Source organism: Flavobacterium croceum DSM 17960 (assembly GCF_002917885.1).
Taxonomy (GTDB): domain Bacteria; phylum Bacteroidota; class Bacteroidia; order Flavobacteriales; family Flavobacteriaceae; genus Flavobacterium; species Flavobacterium croceum.
Genome location: NZ_PQNY01000003.1, coordinates 35,535 through 53,793, shown reverse-complemented (window position 1 = coordinate 53,793; position 18,259 = coordinate 35,535). Strand labels below are relative to the sequence as shown.

At 32.6% G+C, this 18,259-nt stretch carries 15 protein-coding genes; 9 read left to right on the top strand and 6 right to left on the bottom strand.

What is annotated here, in order from left to right:
* Positions 1 to 48 precede the first annotated feature (48 nt).
* On the top strand, positions 49 to 2,433 hold the full coding sequence (locus Q361_RS02790; RefSeq protein ID WP_103725197.1) for a penicillin acylase family protein: 2,385 nt from the start codon (positions 49 to 51) through the stop codon (positions 2,431 to 2,433).
* A 72-nt stretch (positions 2,434 to 2,505) separates the two neighbouring features.
* Positions 2,506 to 3,846 (top strand): FAD-dependent oxidoreductase, encoded by a 1,341-nt coding sequence (locus Q361_RS02785; protein ID WP_103725196.1) that lies wholly within the window; start codon positions 2,506 to 2,508, stop codon positions 3,844 to 3,846.
* A 144-nt stretch (positions 3,847 to 3,990) separates the two neighbouring features.
* Here Q361_RS02785 and Q361_RS02780 read toward each other — a convergent pair whose 3' ends face one another.
* The 3 genes from Q361_RS02780 to Q361_RS02770 form a co-directional block, all read right to left on the bottom strand.
* Positions 3,991 to 4,359: a cupin domain-containing protein gene (locus Q361_RS02780; protein WP_103725195.1), complete on the bottom strand. Its 369-nt coding sequence runs from the start codon at positions 4,357 to 4,359 to the stop codon at positions 3,991 to 3,993.
* Between the two features lie 33 nt (positions 4,360 to 4,392).
* On the bottom strand, positions 4,393 to 4,761 hold the full coding sequence (locus Q361_RS02775; RefSeq protein ID WP_103725194.1) for a DMT family protein: 369 nt from the start codon (positions 4,759 to 4,761) through the stop codon (positions 4,393 to 4,395).
* Between the two features lie 102 nt (positions 4,762 to 4,863).
* Positions 4,864 to 6,384 carry a helicase HerA-like domain-containing protein gene (locus Q361_RS02770; RefSeq protein WP_103725193.1) on the bottom strand — a complete coding sequence of 507 codons (1,521 nt, stop codon included), beginning with the start codon at positions 6,382 to 6,384 and terminating at the stop codon, positions 4,864 to 4,866.
* A 373-nt stretch (positions 6,385 to 6,757) separates the two neighbouring features.
* Here Q361_RS02770 and Q361_RS02765 point away from each other — a divergent pair, with 373 nt between their 5' ends.
* The 7 genes from Q361_RS02765 to Q361_RS02730 all read left to right on the top strand — a co-directional run bounded on the left by Q361_RS02765 (position 6,758) and on the right by Q361_RS02730 (position 15,415).
* Positions 6,758 to 7,576 (top strand): MotA/TolQ/ExbB proton channel family protein, encoded by an 819-nt coding sequence (locus Q361_RS02765; RefSeq protein WP_103725192.1) that lies wholly within the window; start codon positions 6,758 to 6,760, stop codon positions 7,574 to 7,576.
* Positions 7,577 to 7,613: 37 nt separating this feature from the next.
* Positions 7,614 to 8,261, top strand: coding sequence for an ExbD/TolR family protein (locus tag Q361_RS02760; RefSeq protein WP_103725191.1), 648 nt, complete (start codon positions 7,614 to 7,616; stop codon positions 8,259 to 8,261).
* 17 nt (positions 8,262 to 8,278) lie between these two features.
* Positions 8,279 to 8,839: an ExbD/TolR family protein gene (locus Q361_RS02755; protein ID WP_103725190.1), complete on the top strand. Its 561-nt coding sequence runs from the start codon at positions 8,279 to 8,281 to the stop codon at positions 8,837 to 8,839.
* Between the two features lie 30 nt (positions 8,840 to 8,869).
* The gene (locus Q361_RS02750; protein ID WP_103725189.1) at positions 8,870 to 9,694 is read left to right on the top strand and encodes an energy transducer TonB; all 825 of its coding nucleotides are present in this window, start codon (positions 8,870 to 8,872) and stop codon (positions 9,692 to 9,694) included.
* A gap of 231 nt (positions 9,695 to 9,925) precedes the next feature.
* Positions 9,926 to 10,831 carry a PstS family phosphate ABC transporter substrate-binding protein gene (locus Q361_RS02740; RefSeq protein WP_245874598.1) on the top strand — a complete coding sequence of 302 codons (906 nt, stop codon included), beginning with the start codon at positions 9,926 to 9,928 and terminating at the stop codon, positions 10,829 to 10,831.
* A 33-nt stretch (positions 10,832 to 10,864) separates the two neighbouring features.
* Positions 10,865 to 12,529 carry a tetratricopeptide repeat protein gene (locus tag Q361_RS02735; protein WP_103725186.1) on the top strand — a complete coding sequence of 555 codons (1,665 nt, stop codon included), beginning with the start codon at positions 10,865 to 10,867 and terminating at the stop codon, positions 12,527 to 12,529.
* A 117-nt stretch (positions 12,530 to 12,646) separates the two neighbouring features.
* Complete coding sequence (locus Q361_RS02730; protein WP_103725185.1) at positions 12,647 to 15,415, top strand: outer membrane beta-barrel protein; 2,769 nt, start codon at positions 12,647 to 12,649, stop codon at positions 15,413 to 15,415.
* A gap of 58 nt (positions 15,416 to 15,473) precedes the next feature.
* On the opposite strand, the gene Q361_RS02725 is transcribed toward Q361_RS02730, so the two are convergent.
* The 3 genes from Q361_RS02725 to Q361_RS02715 form a co-directional block, all read right to left on the bottom strand.
* Positions 15,474 to 15,782, bottom strand: coding sequence for a rhodanese-like domain-containing protein (locus Q361_RS02725; RefSeq protein ID WP_103725184.1), 309 nt, complete (start codon positions 15,780 to 15,782; stop codon positions 15,474 to 15,476).
* 56 nt (positions 15,783 to 15,838) lie between these two features.
* Complete coding sequence (locus tag Q361_RS02720; RefSeq protein ID WP_103725183.1) at positions 15,839 to 17,596, bottom strand: aromatic amino acid hydroxylase; 1,758 nt, start codon at positions 17,594 to 17,596, stop codon at positions 15,839 to 15,841.
* A 119-nt stretch (positions 17,597 to 17,715) separates the two neighbouring features.
* The gene (locus tag Q361_RS02715) at positions 17,716 to 18,258 is read right to left on the bottom strand and encodes a DUF4136 domain-containing protein (RefSeq protein ID WP_103725344.1); all 543 of its coding nucleotides are present in this window, start codon (positions 18,256 to 18,258) and stop codon (positions 17,716 to 17,718) included.
* Position 18,259: the final 1 nt, after the last annotated feature.

Sequence of the window (18,259 nt, the reverse complement as noted above, 5' to 3'; positions counted from 1 at the left end):
AACTTTGATAGAATTGTTAAATTACTCCGCAAATACACCTGCTTTTTAATGAAAAAACTTAAAAAAACTCTACTTGTTTTACTTTCTCTACTAGCTTTATTCGCATTAGCCATAATTATTTATTTCTATTCATTAAGACCTAAGTACGAGGGTGAAACACCGCTACAAAATATTTCTAAAGATACAGAAGTTTATTTCGATGAGTATGGTGTTCCTCATATCTACGCCTCATCGCAAAAAGATGCTATGGTAGCATTGGGTTATGTTCATGCTCAAGAAAGATTATGGCAAATGGAACTCATGCGTAGAATAGCGCCAGGAAGACTTTCGGAACTATTTGGTTCAAAAACACTTAAAAACGACAAATTTTTTGCCTCACTTGGAATTGATGAAAATTCTCAAAAAGCAGTCGATTTATTAGATAAAAATTCTCAAGAATATGTTATGGCTTCTGCCTACTTAGATGGTGTAAATCAATATTTACATCAGGGCAAAACACCCGTAGAATTTACTTTATTAGGCATTAAAAAACAAGATTTTACCTTAAAAGATATATACAATATTTTCGGATTTATGTCATTTAGTTTTGCTATGGCTCAAAAAACAGATCCGTTGCTTACCGATATTAAAAATAGTCTAGGCGATCCGTATTTGCAAGATTTTGGATTAAGCGGAACATTAAATACAACTCAAATAAAAAATTTTCAAGGAAAAGAAATAGAATATTCCAAAATTGCACAAAGCATTACAGCAATGCTCGAAAATCAACCATTACCGCCTTTTATAGGTAGTAATAGTTGGGTTATTGGTGCCGAAAAAACAAAAAATGGTAAAGTTATTTTTGCCAACGATCCGCATATTGGGTTTTCGCAACCTTGTACTTGGTTTGAAGCACATATATCGTGTCCCGATTATGAAATATATGGGTATTATTTGGCAGGCACACCATTTCCGTTATTAGGACATAATAGAAAAATGGCGTATGGACTTACCATGTTTGAAAACGATGATATCGATTTTTTTTCAGAAAAGATAAACCCCAAAAAGCCTTCAGAATATTATGTAAACAACAAAGTAAACACTCTTGAAACCAAAAACCTTTCAATTCACGTAAAAGATAGTGCGAGTGTACTATTGCACGTAAAGAAAACTATTCATGGTGTTATTATAAACGATGTTTTAGATGCAGTAACTTCTAGCCAACCCATAAGTATGTCTTGGATATATACATCTGAACCAAATAATATTTTAAAAGCAGTATATGCGTTATCGCATGCTACAAACTATAAACAATACAAAAAAGGAGTAGAGCTTATCCATGCACCTGGTCTAAACATTATGTATGGAGATGCTCTCGGAAATATTGCATGGACTACGGCGGGTAAATTATACAAAATGCCCGAAAATGTAAATCCAAATTTTATATTAAACGGTTCTAATGGAATAGATGATAAAAAAGAGTTTTTAGATTTTTCTAAAAATCCGCAAGCGTTAAACCCTTCGTGGCATTATGTTTATTCGGCAAACAATCAGCCAGAAGCGGTAGATGGATATTTGTATCCGGGTTACTACTTGCCAAAAGATAGAGCTACAAGAATCGATTATTTATTGCAACAAAAAAATAATTGGACATCTACAGATGTTCAAAAAATGATAGTAGACAATACTTCTGCTACAGTATCAAAAACAATCAAAGAAATGCTGAGTAAAGTATCTGTAAAAAATCAATCTAAGAATTTTCAAATAGCCTATAATACTTTGTCTCATTGGCAAGGCAATAACGATTTAAACGAAACCGCACCAACAATATACAATAAATGGCTGTATTTTTATTTAAAAAACACTTTTAAAGACGAGCTTGGCGAAGAAAAATTTAATGTGCTTATGGGTACTCATGTTATAAAGCAAGTTTTGACAACCCAATGTTTGAATCCAAATTCTGTTTGGTGGGATAATACTTCTACCAAAAATAAAGTAGAAACGCAATCAGACATACTAACTCTATCATTACAACAAGCAATAGCATCGCTCGAAAAACAACTAAATTCTAATCCAAACGAGTGGACGTGGAATAAAGTTCATAAACTAGAACACATACACCCAGTAGGAAAAGTAAAAATACTAGCCCCGCTTTTTAATGTAGGAACATTTGAAGTAGCCGGAAGCAACGAAGTTATAAACAATTTGTTATTTGCTTTAACAGATGAAAAGCAATATACTGTAAAAGCGGGTCCATCTACACGAAGAATTATTGATTTTTCTGATGTTGAAAATGCGGTTTCCATTTTACCAACGGGGCAATCGGGTGTACCTTTAAGTGCGCATTACAGCGACCAAGCCAAAATGTACAATGAAGGGCAGTTTCGAAAAATGAAATTAAACAAAAAAGAAATTATTGCTACTTCAACAAAATTGATTTTTAAAGCTAAATAAATTGCGCATCTTTGCTGTTCTCAAATAGAGCATATCGAGTCGTAATTTTAATTTGTAATTCACAAATAGGTAATGCAAACTCCCAAAAAAATAGCCATTGTAGGTTCTGGATTAGTTGGAACATTATTGGCAATATACTTAAAAAAACAAGGGCATACAGTACATGTATTTGACAGAAGTCCCGATATAAGAACTGTAGAGTTTTCGGGGCGATCTATAAACCTCGTTATGTCCAACAGAGGCTGGAAAACGCTACAAGATATAGGCTTAGAACACGAAATTAAAAAAATAGGAATTCCTGTAGACAAAAGAGCTATACACTTGCAAGATGACAAACTAAATTACCAGTATTATGGCAAAGATGGCGAAGCAATTTTTTCTTTATCAAGAGGGGTTTTAAACCGCAAAATGATTGATTTAGCCGAAAATGCAGGAGCAGAATTCTTTTTTAACAGAAAAATTTGGGATGTATCTTTGGCAACAGCCACACTGTACGAAGGAGAAACCGAACAAGGCGAATGGACTGAGCTAAAGTACGATTTGGTGTTTGGTGCAGACGGTGCTTTTTCAAGAATACGCCACAGAATGCAACGCCAATCGATGTTTGATTACTCGCAAGAGTTTATGAAGCTGGGCTACAAAGAATTGCATATTCCTGCCAATACAGATGGCACACATAAAATAGACAAAAACTCACTACATATATGGCCTAGAGGTAATTTTATGCTAATGGCTTTAGCAAATTTAGACGGAAGTTTTACCTGTACATTATTTATGCCTTTTGAGGGCGAAAACTCTTTTGAACAACTAAAAGACGAAGCGACATTGGTGTCTTTCTTTGCCAATTATTTTCCAGATACTAAAGAAGTTATTCCCGATTTGGTAAAAGATTTCTTCAAAAACCCTACAAGCTATCTAGCCATTATGAAATGTTATCCGTGGGCTTATCAAGACAAAGTTGCTTTAATAGGCGATTCTGCTCACGCCATCGTTCCTTTTTACGGGCATGGTATGAATGCAGGTTTTGAAGACATTACCATTTTAAACGAATTCATTTTGAAATTTGGCGACGATTGGAACACAATTTTTGCAGAATATCAAAAGTCTCGTAAACCAAATGCCGATGCGATAGCAGAACTTTCTCGAAGAAATTTTGTAGAAATGAGTTCAAAAACCGCCGATGAAAAATTCTTACTTCAAAAGAAAATAGAAAAATGGTTTTCCGATAAGCACCCCGATAAATGGATGCCTCTTTACAGCCGTGTAACATTTAGTTTGCAACCCTATTCTGAAGCATTGGCCATAGGCGATTTTCAAAATAAAATTATGGAAGAAGTAATGCAAATAGAAAACATCGAACAAAAATGGAACTCAAACGAAGTAGAGCAAAAAATCATTTCACTTCTAACATAGTTTTAAGAAGCCATTCCAGCTTTTCGTTTCAAGCTTTTTTATTCCAAACCCATTTTGTACGTTTTTAAAAGAGCTTCTGGTGTCGCTTTTTAAAAACAACAAAAAGTAGTTTTCCATAAAAAAGGCTTTTCACTACAATCTGGGCTATTCTTCTTGTTCACGATGTACTTTGTTAAAATCAAAAGCAGGAGTACAAATAGCAATATATTCGCAAGGCTCGTCAAACGGATTTGAATATTGCACACGAGTATTTGCTTCAATTTTAATCGATTGACCTTTTTCTAAAACAACAATATCATCGTCAATAATAAATTGTTTTTTACCCGAAATAATATACGTGTATTCATCAAATTCGGGTGTTTGAAAAGGTTCGCTCCACTTGGGCGGTGCTACCATATGCGCAATTGAAATAGCATTGTTTTGGGTTGCTACCTTTCCATGATGTTCTTCAATTAATTTTCCATCGGTTGTAGGTACTACAAAAGGATTTTTTTGAATGAGGTATTTTTTCATAAAATCTATTTCATCAATCTTTTTTCTATTATCTTATTTCTTAAACATAAAATACACAGCTAGAACCAAAAAACACATAGCAACCAAATGGTTCCAACGCAGTGTTTCATTCTTAAAAAATAAAAACGAAAAAGTTACAAACGTTACCAAAGTAATCACTTCCTGAATTATTTTAAGCTGTAATAAACTAAACGGGCCACCATTGCCCTCGTAACCTATTCTATTGGCCGGAACTTGAAAAAAATATTCAAACAAAGCCATGCCCCAACTTAGTAGTACAATAGTAATAAGTCCTGCGTTTTCAAACCATTTTAATTCTTTAAATTTTAAATGACCATACCATGCCAAAGTCATAAAAATATTAGAAAGTATAAGTAGTCCTACGGTAATGTAACCTTTCATGGGTATTTATTTTATTAAAACGTACTTTTGATATTGCATTTCTTCAATAAAAGTTTTGTTTCAATGATGTGTTTTTTCAAATTTTTAGAGCAAATCAAATTCTTATTTCTTCATCATTTTCATCAGCACACTAAAAGCTCCTCTTATAAAGCTAGCACTTGTTACAACTTTTGCAACAGATTTGCCCACTGTTTCTAGCATACCAGGTTCTTTAGATTCTTGCTGGCTAGTTTCTTCAATAGTTGCTTGTTCTTCGGCTGCTTTTTGTGCCTCTTCTAGTTTTTTGTTCAACAATTCATAAGCACTTTCCCGATCAATCTCTTCAGCATATTTTTTTACCAGTTTAGAAACAGCATTTATTTCGGCTATTTCTTCATCTGTCAAAATATCCATTCTACTCATAGGAGAACGAAGCATAGTAGCCGCTAGTGGCGTAGGTATGCCTTTTTCGTTGAGTGCTGTTACCAAAGCTTCTCCTATGCCCAAAGATGTTATTAATTCGTCTGTAGTATAAAATTCAGAAATAGGGTAGTTGTCTGCAGTTTGTTTTATAGCTTGTCTATCATTGGCGGTAAAAGCTCTAAGCGCATGTTGAATTTTTAAACCCAATTGAGCCAAAACTCCTTTTGGAATATCCATAGGGTTTTGAGTGATAAAATAAATTCCAATACCTTTAGATCGAATCAGTTTAATTATAGTTTCAATTTGATCGAGTAATACTTTGCTTGCTTCATCAAAAATAAGGTGAGCTTCATCTATAAAAAACACCAATTCGGGTTGTTCTACATCGCCTTTTTCGGGCATTTTCTGATAAATTTCTGCCAATAGACTTAACATAAATGTAGAAAATAGTTTTGGTTTGTCTTGAATATCATTAAGCCTAATAATACTTACATAGCCTTGCCCATTTTCATCAATACGCATTAAATCATCAATTTCAAACGATTTTTCACCAAAAAAAATATCGCCACCTTGCTGTTCAATTTCTATAATTTTTCTCAAAATAGTTCCAGTGGTAGCTGTAGATATTTTGCCATAATTTTCGGCTATTTCTTCTTTACCTTCTTCCGTAATATAGTTGAGTACTTTTTTAATATCTTTTAAATCCAAAAGAGGTAAGCTATTGTCATCACAATATTTAAAAATTACGGCCATTACACCAGCTTGTGTATCGTTTAAATCGAGTATTCTAGAAAACAATACAGGTCCAAATTCAGATAAAGTAGCACGCAATCGCACACCATTTTGCGAAGAGAGTGACATTAACTCTACAGGAAAACTTTTAGTTTGGTAAGGAATTCCAATTTTTTGATGCCTTTCGGTAATAAAAGCTTTTTCTTCTCCTTCTTTGGCAATTCCAGAAAAATCCCCTTTTATATCCATCATTACAACAGGAATACCTTTGCTAGAAAGCTGTTCAGATAAAACTTGTATCGTTTTGGTTTTTCCTGTTCCGGTAGCTCCAGCTATTAGTCCGTGACGGTTTAGTGTTTTTAATGGAATTTTTACCGATGCCTCAGGTACTGGATTTCCATCGAGCATAGCGGCGCCTAGAACAATAAAATCTCCTTTGGCAGCATAACCATCAGATAGTGTAGAAATAAATTTATCTAAATTGCTCATAATGTTGTATATAAATGTTATTTAGAAATAAAAATTGATTCTGCAAGGTAAGATTTTTTCATTTATCACCATATACAGAAATTATGAGGTGATTTTTTTGGATGTTATTTTTTTGTTATCTAATTAAAATCCAACATACTAAATACGCTTTAATTTCGTTTTGTATAAAGTGTTAATATACAAAATGTTTGCTTTTATTTTAATTCATCAGAATGAATTGAAATCTTATTCAACAACACAAACAATATGTATTGAGTAATATTTTGTGCAAAAAAAAAGTTTTTTTATTACAACGAATACTATATATTTGCTCCTATTCAAGTTTATTAACAACTAAAACTTATAATTATTAAAAACTTAAAAATTTAAAAAAATGGCAAACGTAAAAAAAGACAACGGATCTAACAGTGGAGGAATGATTTCTTTTGTAATCATTTTAGCATGTATTTTAATCGGTTGGATAATTTGGAAATTCATTATGGGAAATTCTAGTAATTTTCAAAACGGTATAGTTGGTGGTGAACCACTTAACGGAAGTGTTCTAGCTATTATTTATAAAGGAGGTCCAATTGTTCCAGTTTTAATGGGCTGTTTATTGATGGTAATTACTTTTTCAATAGAGCGTTTCTTTGTTATATCTAAAGCTTCTGGAGCAGGAAATTTAGATACTTTTATGAAAAAAGTTCAATCTAACATAGCTACAGGAAATATTGAAGATGCTATTTCTGCTTGTGATAAACAAAAAGGATCAGTAGCTAACGCTATTAAAGCAGGTTTAGTAAAATACCAAGATGTTAAAAAAGAAGGTTTTACTAGCGAAGAAGCAGCAGAAATGATTCACAAAGAAGTAGAAGAAGCTACATCTCTTGAAATGCCAATGTTAGAAAAACACATGACAATCCTTTCTACATTAGTATCTTTGGGTACATTAGCGGGTTTATTAGGTACAGTAACGGGTATGATTAAGTCTTTTGCTGCTTTAGCTACAGCAGGTACTCCTGATCAGGCAGCATTAGCAAATGGTATTTCGGAGGCGCTTATCAATACCGCAACAGGTATTTCTACTTCGGCTTTGGCTATCATTACTTACAATTTGTTCACATCAAAAATAGATACACTTACATATTCTATAGACGAGGCTGCTACAGCACTTGTAAATACCTATAGAAAAATGAGAGGTTCATTAAAATAATTAAGTAAGAAAATCGTTTAAATAAGAAAAGGGAATTATGGCTAAAATAAAAATGTCCAAAAAAGCAACATCTATAGACATGACCGCTATGTGTGATGTGGCTTTCCTTTTGCTTACTTTCTTTATTCTTACTGCAACTGCCAAAGTGCCAGAACCAGTTACTGTAGATGCTCCTAGTTCAACTGTAAAAGCAAAGCTACCCGAAACAGATTTGTTTGTAGTAACTGTATCTAACAAAGGAACTATTTTTGTTGATATAAAAGGCAGAGATTTGAGAAGAAAGACTTTAGAAATTATGCAACTAAAATACAAGTTGCCTGAATTTAGTCAAGAGGAAAAAGATCAGTTTGCATTAATGGAAAGTTTTGGTGTTCCTGTAGAAGGGGTTAGAAGTATTATAAAAATGAAAAGTTCTGAGCGTAACCGTGCTGGTGTACAAACAGGAGTTCCTTATGATACTATTCCACACGTAGAGGGCGACACCAAAAACCAATTATATGAATGGATATATGCTGCTAGACAAGCTTATATCGACTTGGGTAACACCAAAAAAGAGCTTAACTTCGCTGTAAAAGGTGATGCAAAATTACAGTATCCAAAAATTAAAAATGTAATGGATATTTTACAAGAACAAAAAATCAATACTTTTGATTTGGTTACTGGTTTAAGAGGTAAGAATTATTAATATTAACAAGAAAGAAAATGGCTGAATTAAATACCGGAGGCGACGAAGGCAAAAAAGGTGGCAAGGTAAGAAGTAAAAAGCAAAATGCTAAAGTAGATTTGACTGCTATGGTAGATTTGGCTTTCCTTTTGATTACATTCTTTATGTTAACAACCTCATTATCAAAACCACAGTCTATGAATTTGAATCTTCCTGATAAAAAGACAGATCCAAATGAAGAACAGGAAGATATAAATGTTGATGAACGTAGAACGATGACTGTTATTTTGGGTAAAAATAACCAAATGACATGGTTTATGGGTTTAGCAGAAACTCCAATAATACCACCTACTAAAGATAAATATGGTAAAGATGGTATTCGTAAAACACTACTTAAAAAAGTAAAAGAAGTGCCCGAAATTGTTGGAGATCCTAAAAAAGGTCTTATCGTTATTATTAAACCTACCAAAACATCTACGTACAGAAATTTAGTAGATATTTTGGATGAAATGGCTATCTGTGCAGTGCCAACCTATGCAATTGTTAATGATTTTGACAACGCAAAAGAAAAGCAAATCGCAGCAGAAATATCAAAATAATTCTTGTTTAATATAAATTTTTAGAAAAAAATGAAAGCAGATCTATTTAAAAAACAGTGGTTAGACATCGTTTTTGAAGGACGTAACAAGAGTTATGGCGCATACGACTTAAGAATGACAAGTACCAAGACCAATTTAATTGCTTTACTTGTAGGAACAATAATTTTTGGATTTGCAATTGCTACTCCAAAAATCTTAGATGTTTTGAGTAAAGCAGGGTCAGGAGATGAAGATTTGGCGATTACTAAAGTTAAATTAGATAAAATTCCTCCAAAAGAGAAAGAAAAACCAAAAGAAATACCTAAAACTCCACCACCACCACCGCCACCACCAATTGATCAAGTGAAATTTGTGAAACCTGTGGTTGCCAAAAAAGAAGATGTTACCGAAGAAATTCAAAAAATTGACGACTTAAAGGATAAAAAAGTTGCTGATAAAGATGTAAAAGGCGATCCAACAAAAGACTTTGATATGTCTAACGATTATGGAAAAGGAGATGAGCGTAAAAAAGTTGAAGACGAAGATGATAATAAAGTTTACGATATGTCGGGGGTAGAGCAAGCACCTGAATTCCCAGGAGGTATCGCTAAGTTTTACGCTTTTGTAGGTAAAAATTATGATGTAGAGGCTATTGGAGAACCAGGTTTAAATGGTAAAGTTATCGTATCGTTCTTAGTTGATAAAGACGGTTCAATATCTGAAGTGAAAGCCATTAAAGATATTGGTTTTGGAACAGGAAAAGAAGCAGAAAAAGTGCTTAGAAAATGTCCAAAATGGATTCCGGCAGAACAAAATGGTCGCAAGGTAGCTTGTAGATATCAATTGCCAATTACTATTCAAACACCAGAAGAATAAAAACTTCTATGCTTAGTAAGTTTTGGAATAACTTTATGAAGAAATCGCTAAAAGAGCGATTTCTTCTATTTATAGGAATGTTGTTTTTTTTATGCTATTTCATACTAGGTTGTATGATTATGTTTGTAAAAAGTATACCGTTAAATATTCCTCAAAAATGGCGTTATGTTTTGGGAATTGTTTTAATAATTTATTCCTTTATACGTTTTTTAAGATTAATGAAGTCTAATAATGATGAATAAGAACTCTTGGTTTAAAGTTTTATCAGCTTTAATTGTTTTAGTATCAATTACATGGTCTTGTAATAATACAAACAAAAAACAACAGTCAGATACGATACTTACAGGTAAACTATCGATTGCTGTAGACGAAAGTTTGCAACCTATAGTTGAAGACCAACAAGCAGTTTTTGAAAACACTTATAATGCCAAGCTACAATTGTTGCCATTATCTGAAAATGAAATTCTTCAAAGTCTTGTTGATAAAAAAGCTAATACTGCCGTTATGGCTCGTGCATTAACAGCGCAAGAACGTAAATATTTTCAGTCTAAAACAATTTATCCGCAACAAACGCCAATAGCTATAGATGCTGTTACATTGATTAGAAATAAAAAAGAGAAGGACACGCTTATTGCATTAGAAGACTTAAAATTGTTTTTTGAAGGAGATAGAACAAAAGTAAAAGGTTTGGTTTTTGATAATTTAAACTCAAGTACGGTTTCTTTTCTTTTAAAAAAATTCAATTTGCAAAAACTTCCCGAAAAAGATATTTATTCGTTTAAAAACAATAACGAAGTTATTAAATATGTTTCGGAAAATTCAAACATGATTGGTATTATTGGATTGAATTGGTTGGTGCAACCTAGTTCAGAAGTTGAGCAATATATTGATAAAATATCCGTTTTAAGTGTTAAAGATTTCAGAAAAACGCAATATATTTACCCTTCTCAAGAAAATTTGGTAACTAAGAGTTATCCTTTGGCACGCGATTTGTATTTTATCAATTGTCAAGGTTATGAAGGTTTAGGAATTGGTTTTGCATCCTTTATAGCAGGCGAAAGAGGTCAGCGAATTATTTTGAAATCGGGATTAGCTCCTGTGAAACTTCCGAGCAGAAAAATAGTCGTAACCCATTAAAAAATAGAAACAACAGTTAGAAAAATTATAAAAATGGTAAAATTTAGAATCTATGGTTTTGCTTTAATGGCAACAACATTTGCAGCAAAAGCACAAGACTTAAGTCAGGCAACAAAAGCAATTGATGCAGAGCAATACGAAAAAGCTAAAACTTTATTAAAACAGAGTTTTTCGGCCAATCCTGCCAATGGAAAATCTGCTTTTTTGTTAGGTAATATTTACTTAAAACAAGAAGTAGTAGATTCGGCTAAAATATATTTTGAGAAAGGATTAGCAGCCCCAAATGCTGGTAAACTTAACAGTATTGGTTTGGCTCAAATAGACTTAAATGCAGATAATGTTGCTGCGGCTCAGGCAAAATTTGATGCCGTTGTAAAAGATTTAAAGAAAAAAGATACAGAAGAATATGTGTTTATAGCAAGAGCTTTAATGAATGCAGATAAGCCTGATTATAAAAAAGCAATTACTTATTTGACAAAAGCTAAAGAAATAAATCCATCAGATACTCAAGTATTGCTTGCTTTGGGCGATGCATATTATGGAGAAAGAGATCAAAACAATGCCTATAGTGCTTACAGATCGGCTTTTTACATAGACAATACGCTGATAAGAGCTAAAATGCAAATGGGTGTTTTGTTAAAAGGAGCAAAAGCTTACAATGAGGCGATGAATGCTTTTAACGAAGTTATAGGTCTTAATGCAAATTATGGCCCTGTATATAGAGAAATGGCAGAAACCTATTATTTATGGGCTTCAAATCAGCCAAAAACTTACGACGAAAACATAGCAAAAGCATTGTCTAGTTATACAAAATATATGGAGCTTACAGATTATTCATTAGCATCTCGTATGCGTCATGCAGACTTCTTGGTTTTAGCCAAAGATTATAAAGCTCTTGAAGCAGAAGCTAATGAAATGAAAAAGCTCGATAAAGTTAATCCTAGAGTATTGCGTTATTTAGGTTATGCATCGTATGAAAATGGTAATGTTGATGGCGCTATAAGTGCACTGAATGAATACTTTGTAAAAGGGAAAAAATTTATTGGATACGACTATTATTATTTAGGTTTAGCCAAAATTAAAAAAGCAATAGGAGCCGATGGTAAAACGGTAGATGCTACTTTACTTAATTCAGGTATAGCAGAGTTGAAAAAAGCGGTAGAAACTCAACCATCTATAGCTAGTTCGTTTAATGAACTAGGAGTGGGGTATTTTAAACAAAAATTGTACAATGTGTCATCACCAATTCTTGAAACGGCTTTATTAAGCTCAGAAAATAAAAATGTTTTTGAAGACAATATGTACTATGCCATATCTGTTTTTTCTGAAAATAGACTCAAAGATTTAAAAGATATGGATAAAGTAGCTATGGATAAAGCCGATAAAGCTTTTGATAGAGTTATTGTTGAAAGACCAGAATATCCAGACTCATATTTGTACAAAGCTAGATTGAATAGCTCTTTGGAAAAAGATGATGTTATGGCTGTAAATTATCAAAAATTTTTAGATATCACTTTGGCAAAACCAGCCGATGTGGTAGAGAAAAATAAGGCTAAAATAATTGAAGCTTATAACTCTTTGGGAGCTCATTTTGCTAATTCAGATAAGACAAAAGCAAAAGAATTTTTTGGCAAAACAATTACGCTAGACGCAACCAATAAGTATGCGCTAGAATCGTTAGAAAAATTAAAAAAATAATTACTTTTTCAATATTCAAAGCTCGACTTTTTAATAAGTCGAGCTTTTTTTTATGCAATAAGTAAAAGTATATGCAGTTATATTACTTTATCAACTAAATACTAAACCAAAATCAATATGAAGAAACTACTTTTTGCCTTACTTTTTTTAAATCTAAGCCTTGCCCAAACAAAATTTACTGTTGAAGGAATTATAAAAGACTCAAAAACCAAACAGCCTATTGAGGCAGCAACTGTATATATTACACTTCAAAAAGATTCTTCTGTAGTAGATTATACTATTTCAGACAGAACAGGTAAGTTTAGTATAAAAACACCAAAATATATACATGCTGTAGTGCTAAAAGTATCGTATGTTGGCTATGAAGATGTAAAAATTCCGCAAGATAAAATTACTAAAAACATCAATTTGGGAGAAATTGCTTTGCAAGAGTCGGCCAAAACATTAGATAATGTGCTAATTAAAAAAGATACACCACCTATTCGAATAAAAAAAGATACGTTAGAATTCAACGCATCATCATTTAAAGTACGACCAGATGCTAATGTAGAAGCTCTATTAAAACAATTGCCTGGAGTAGAAATAGATAGCGACGGTAAAATTACAGTAAACGGTAAAGAAGTAAATCAAATATTGGTAAATGGGAAACCCTTTTTTGGTAAAGATGGAAAAATTGCGTTACAAAATTTGCCATCAAATATTATAAATAAAGTTCAAGTTACAGATACCAAAAGTAAAAAAGAAGAAAAAACGGGAGCCGCAGCATCTTCCAACAACGCAAGTATTAATCTTACCATTGATGAAAAAAAGAACAAAGGATTATTTGGAAAAATAATGGGAGGCTATGGCTCTAATAAACGGTACGAATCGTCTGGATTGATAAATTATTTTAAAAATAAAACAAAGATTAGCGCATTAGCATCGGCCAATAATATTAATGCCGTAGGATTTTCTATGGATGAAGTTTTTGACAATATGGGAGGTGGTAGAAATACAAGTATTTGGGTAGGCGATGATGGAAGTTTTGGTATTAATGGGAGGCGTTTTGGCGGAAATGCAGGTATTACCACTTCCAATATTGTAGGTGTAAATTATTCAGACGAATGGGGTAAAAGTTCAGAATTTACAGGAAGCTATTTTCATACAGGAGCAAAAACAAACAATACAAATCGTTTACAGCAAACCAATTTTTTACCTACAACAAATTTCACTACAGATTCTTTTTCGGAAACATCAAACGAAAATGACAATCATGCATTCAGCGCCAATTATGAAATTAAAATAGATTCTACCGCATCTATAATTGTAGAACCAAAAGTTACGCTAAATACGAGTAAATATAAAGGTATTTCAAAGTCTAAATCTTTTGAAAATAATTCATTGGTAAATGATACCGAGTCTGATTCAAATACAGCCAATGATGATAAATCGTTTAGTAATACGCTTACATTTACAAAATCATTTCAAAGAAAAAACCGTTATTTTAGTGCTACTCTAGATACAGAAAATGCCAAAAACGACACCGATAGTTATGCAAAATCGCAAACGCGTTTTTACCAACAAATACAACCAGATGATATACGAAATCAGAATTTATTTTCTTCTAGAAAAGCCACGAATTACGAATTTGCTATAGAATATACCGAACCTATTCTCGATTCGATGTCTATTAAACTCGGAACATCTATAGAAAAAAATAAAAATGTTGCTTATAGAAATGCTTTCGATTTTAACGAAGGCACGCAGCTTTATTCTATTAAAAATAACGAATTGAGTAATTATTACGAGTCTATCACTAGCGAGGTAGCTCCATTTACAGCAATTCAAATTCAAAAATCGAAACTTAATTTTAATCTCGATTTAGGTACACGAATTGTAGATTTTAATAACAATTCTACTTATTTGGATGTTTACTCGGCATTGAACAAAAAATATCTTGTGCCCAAGGTAGAAATGTATGCAAATATTCGATTTACAAAATCAAAAAATATCTGGATGTATTACAACTATAACTATAATACACCGAGTGCCTATCAAGTTTTGCCTATAGAAGACATTTCAAATCCATTGAATACTACTATCGGAAATCCTAATTTAGATTTGGTAAAATTCCATAATTTTAATTTTTCATATAGAAATTACGACTACAGCACACGTTCTGGATATGGTATGTATACAGGAGGTAATTATTATGATAGCCAAGTTGCATCAGTATCAACCTACGATGAAAATAGAAAAAGAACCACCACATACACCAATGTTTCGGGTATTAAAAACTTTTGGCTTGGCACATATTGGAATAAATCGTTTAAGAAAGAAGGAAATAAATACCGTTTTGAATTAAGGCTGTCAAACAATTATAGTTTCAATAGAGGTTTTATTAACGGTGTAGCCTATTCTGGAGAAACCTATTCTATAACACCTAGAGCTAGTTTTACTTACGAAATGGGAGAACTTTTAACCATAAACCCAAGTTATAATTATGCTAAAAATTTTAATTTCTATACGAATTATACCTTAAACAAGGCAACCAATTTTACACATAAATTAAACATACAGGTTACAAGTTTTTGGCCAAAAAACTGGACATTTGGTAATGATTTTGGATATAATTACAATTCAAATATTGCAGATGGTTTTAAAAAAGATTTTTACTTGTGGAATACTAGCTTGTCGTATAGTTTTTTTGAAAAACGAATGATGGCAAAAGTAAAAGTTTATGATGTACTTAACCAAAACCAAAGCAATACAAGAAGAATTTCGGCAACATCAATTACCGATGAAGAGAATATTGTGTTGAAACGATATGTTATGTTTTCTTTAAGCTATAAGCTTGAAAAATTTGCTGGTAAAGAGAAAAAAAGGAATAATATATTTATGTTTTAATCACTTTTAGAGAAAACAGTAAAAAAAGAACCCGATACGTATCGGGTTCTTTTTTTAATTATAACTTACTTTCTAATGAATTCCAAGAACCACCATTGATGCATTGAATTCCATTTTGATTTAAAATTGAATTTGCTTGTGCGCTACGCATACCGCTTCTACAACAAACGATTACAGGTTTATTCCATTTTTTTATTTCATTAATTTTTGAAGAAATAATTTGCAAAGGAATATTTTTGGAACCTTTAATATGTCCGCTCGCAAATTCTTCATAGGTGCGAACATCTATAATAACAGCGCCGTTATCGATAAATTCTTTAACATCATTCGATTTGTTTCCAAATCCTAACATATTTAATAGTCCCATAATTCTATTTTTTTTGTAAAAATACTAGAGCGTACAAAATTAATTGGTAACTATAGTTACACTACTTCTTTTTCTAAAATAAGTTCTAGTCCGTTTGTAATAAGATGTGCTATTTCTGGACGATTTTGTTTTAGAAATTCTAAATGTTTTAAACAATTGTCAAGTAGTTCTTCCAAATGAAATTTATGTGCCAATTCGGCAATTTCAATACTTAAAAGCCAATCATTTGAGTACTTATCTGTCAATGATTTCAAGATAATGCTTAAAGTTTCTAAAGAAGTATGGGTTTCTCTTATTTCACGCACTTTTTTATATAAACTCTCAAGTTCTTTTCTGCTTTCAGAGATTTCTTGTTTTATTGTATGTGTGTTAGAAACATGACTTACCAAGTTAAAACTATGAATATCTGCTGGGCCAGAAAAAGCAGAAACTACTTTTTTGCCAATAGCCATATCATAAACGCCCCATTCGGGTTTAAACAATATAGTATCTCCATGTGTAACGGTACAATTTTTAAAGCTTATTAAAATAATTTCGCCTTGTAAATTTCTAGAGCCCGTTATAATCTCACCTTTTACAGTAATATTGCCTTCAAATTCTAAGGTTACAGCTTCAGCTTCATAAATATCATAAGCACGTAAATCTCTCGGGCTCATATCTTCAATAGCTAAATTAATGCCTTTGAGTTTACCTATTGGAGAGCCAAAACCTTCAGCATGGTAATCTGTGCCATGTCCAACAAGCTCTTTTTCACGATATGCCAAGGCTGTTTTGCCTGTAGTTTGAACATATATAGGTTTTCCTTCATGTTCAATAACATGAGTAAATATTCCAGATATTTGTAAACCAGTACTCAATTCTATAGTTCCAAGAGATTTAGAATCGATTAATTTTTTAATACCAGATAACCCACCTGTGCGCAAAGCCATTTTATTAGCAAACTCTTCGAGTACAAGGCTTAAGTGTGCAAAATCGGGTGTAACAAACAGTTGCGGTTGTGGTTTTGTAATATCAAAATTTACTTCGCTAGCCGTAATATCATAAGGTATTTTTTGTACATGATCGGTCATACACCATTCGCTTTCTCCAATAGAAGAGAGGAGTCCTGCGCCATATATTTTTGGATTTTCTGGCGTTCCTATTAACCCGTATTCTACAGTCCACCAATGTAGGTTTCTTATTTTTGCCATTTCAGAAAGCTCTCCAGCATTATTTTGCAAATAAGCTACTCGTTCTTCAGCTTTTAAAATTTCTTCGGCAGGTGTATTTTCGGCTTCTTTAAGTATAGACAAAAGTCTAATGGCTTCATACATTTCATAATCGTAGGCAGATGATATGGCTTTGCAACCAATTTCTCCAAAACGTCTTAAATATTCTGCGTATTCTGGATTGGCAATAATAGGCGCATGACCAGCTCCTTCATGAATAATATCTGGAGCAGGAGTATATTCTATATGTTCAAGTTGTCGAATATCACAAGCTATAACCAATACATTGTAGGCTTGAAATTCCATAAAAGCATTGGGCGGAATAAAGCCATCTACAGCTACAGCAGCCCAGCCAATTTCTTTTAATATTCTATTCATTCCATACATATTAGGAATGTTTTCTATGTCTATTCCCGTTTGGCGTAAACCATCTACATACGAACTATGTGCTACTTTAGACAAGTAATCTACATTTTTTCGCATTACATACCTCCATACAGCTTGATTTATGGGTGTATAATCATCGTAGTTTTGAGGTTTTATGTATTGTTTTAAATGTGCAGGTAGTTTTTCTATTAATGGATTGGTTTCAAAAATAGGTTCCATATTTTGTTTTTTTAATCTAGTAAAATTACATAAAATGAAAATTATACGCTATGAAAAAGAATAATTTTATTAAAAAGAAAAAATCCGCAGTTAATTTTGCGGATTTTTAAGTTTTGCGTTTATTTTTCTTGTCTAGGAGGATATTGTGCTAGAATTTTATCTACAAATTCTTTAATTCTAGCTTGTTTTTTCTCGGCATTGGTGGTTAGATACCCACTGCCTTGTCCTTGCCATACTAGTTCTTTTGTTTTTGCATCTAAAATGTCTATGTAGAGTGTGCCTTCTGGAGTTACAGTGGTGGTGTTAAAACCAACACCCCAACCTGGTCCCCAGCCCCATCGAGGCCCCCAAGACCCCCAACCGTATCCGTAATTATTGTACACATCTACACGTTGCGATTCTTTCGTAAAAATACTAATTAAAACATCAGGTGTTTCCGATTTTGAAAAACCTTTCGCGTTCATAGCATCGTCAATAGCATAGAGAATTCTTTTTTTATCCAAATCAGAAATCTCAGCTTTATCAATGCCGTTTTTAAAGTAAGCATAGGTTTTGTAGCTTGCAAAATTTGCTTTGTTATCATAATCAGAGTTTACTCTTACAGAGCTACAAGATGCTGCTATAAAGAGTAGTAACAAAGGGATTAATTTTAAGTTTTTCATA

Bases quoted from the DNA above. Each gene is read 5' to 3' on its own strand.
- Q361_RS02790 (WP_103725197.1), top strand. From the start codon at position 49: ATGAAAAAACTTAAAAAAACTCTACTTGTTTTACTTTCTCTACTAGCT.
- Q361_RS02785 (WP_103725196.1), top strand. From the start codon at position 2,506: ATGCAAACTCCCAAAAAAATAGCCATTGTAGGTTCTGGATTAGTTGGA.
- Q361_RS02780 (WP_103725195.1), bottom strand. From the start codon at position 4,359: ATGAAAAAATACCTCATTCAAAAAAATCCTTTTGTAGTACCTACAACC.
- Q361_RS02775 (WP_103725194.1), bottom strand. From the start codon at position 4,761: ATGAAAGGTTACATTACCGTAGGACTACTTATACTTTCTAATATTTTT.
- Q361_RS02770 (WP_103725193.1), bottom strand. From the start codon at position 6,384: ATGAGCAATTTAGATAAATTTATTTCTACACTATCTGATGGTTATGCT.
- Q361_RS02765 (WP_103725192.1), top strand. From the start codon at position 6,758: ATGGCAAACGTAAAAAAAGACAACGGATCTAACAGTGGAGGAATGATT.
- Q361_RS02760 (WP_103725191.1), top strand. From the start codon at position 7,614: ATGGCTAAAATAAAAATGTCCAAAAAAGCAACATCTATAGACATGACC.
- Q361_RS02755 (WP_103725190.1), top strand. From the start codon at position 8,279: ATGGCTGAATTAAATACCGGAGGCGACGAAGGCAAAAAAGGTGGCAAG.
- Q361_RS02750 (WP_103725189.1), top strand. From the start codon at position 8,870: ATGAAAGCAGATCTATTTAAAAAACAGTGGTTAGACATCGTTTTTGAA.
- Q361_RS02740 (WP_245874598.1), top strand. From the start codon at position 9,926: ATGATGAATAAGAACTCTTGGTTTAAAGTTTTATCAGCTTTAATTGTT.
- Q361_RS02735 (WP_103725186.1), top strand. From the start codon at position 10,865: ATGGTAAAATTTAGAATCTATGGTTTTGCTTTAATGGCAACAACATTT.
- Q361_RS02730 (WP_103725185.1), top strand. From the start codon at position 12,647: ATGAAGAAACTACTTTTTGCCTTACTTTTTTTAAATCTAAGCCTTGCC.
- Q361_RS02725 (WP_103725184.1), bottom strand. From the start codon at position 15,782: ATGGGACTATTAAATATGTTAGGATTTGGAAACAAATCGAATGATGTT.
- Q361_RS02720 (WP_103725183.1), bottom strand. From the start codon at position 17,596: ATGGAACCTATTTTTGAAACCAATCCATTAATAGAAAAACTACCTGCA.
- Q361_RS02715 (WP_103725344.1), bottom strand. From the start codon at position 18,258: ATGAAAAACTTAAAATTAATCCCTTTGTTACTACTCTTTATAGCAGCA.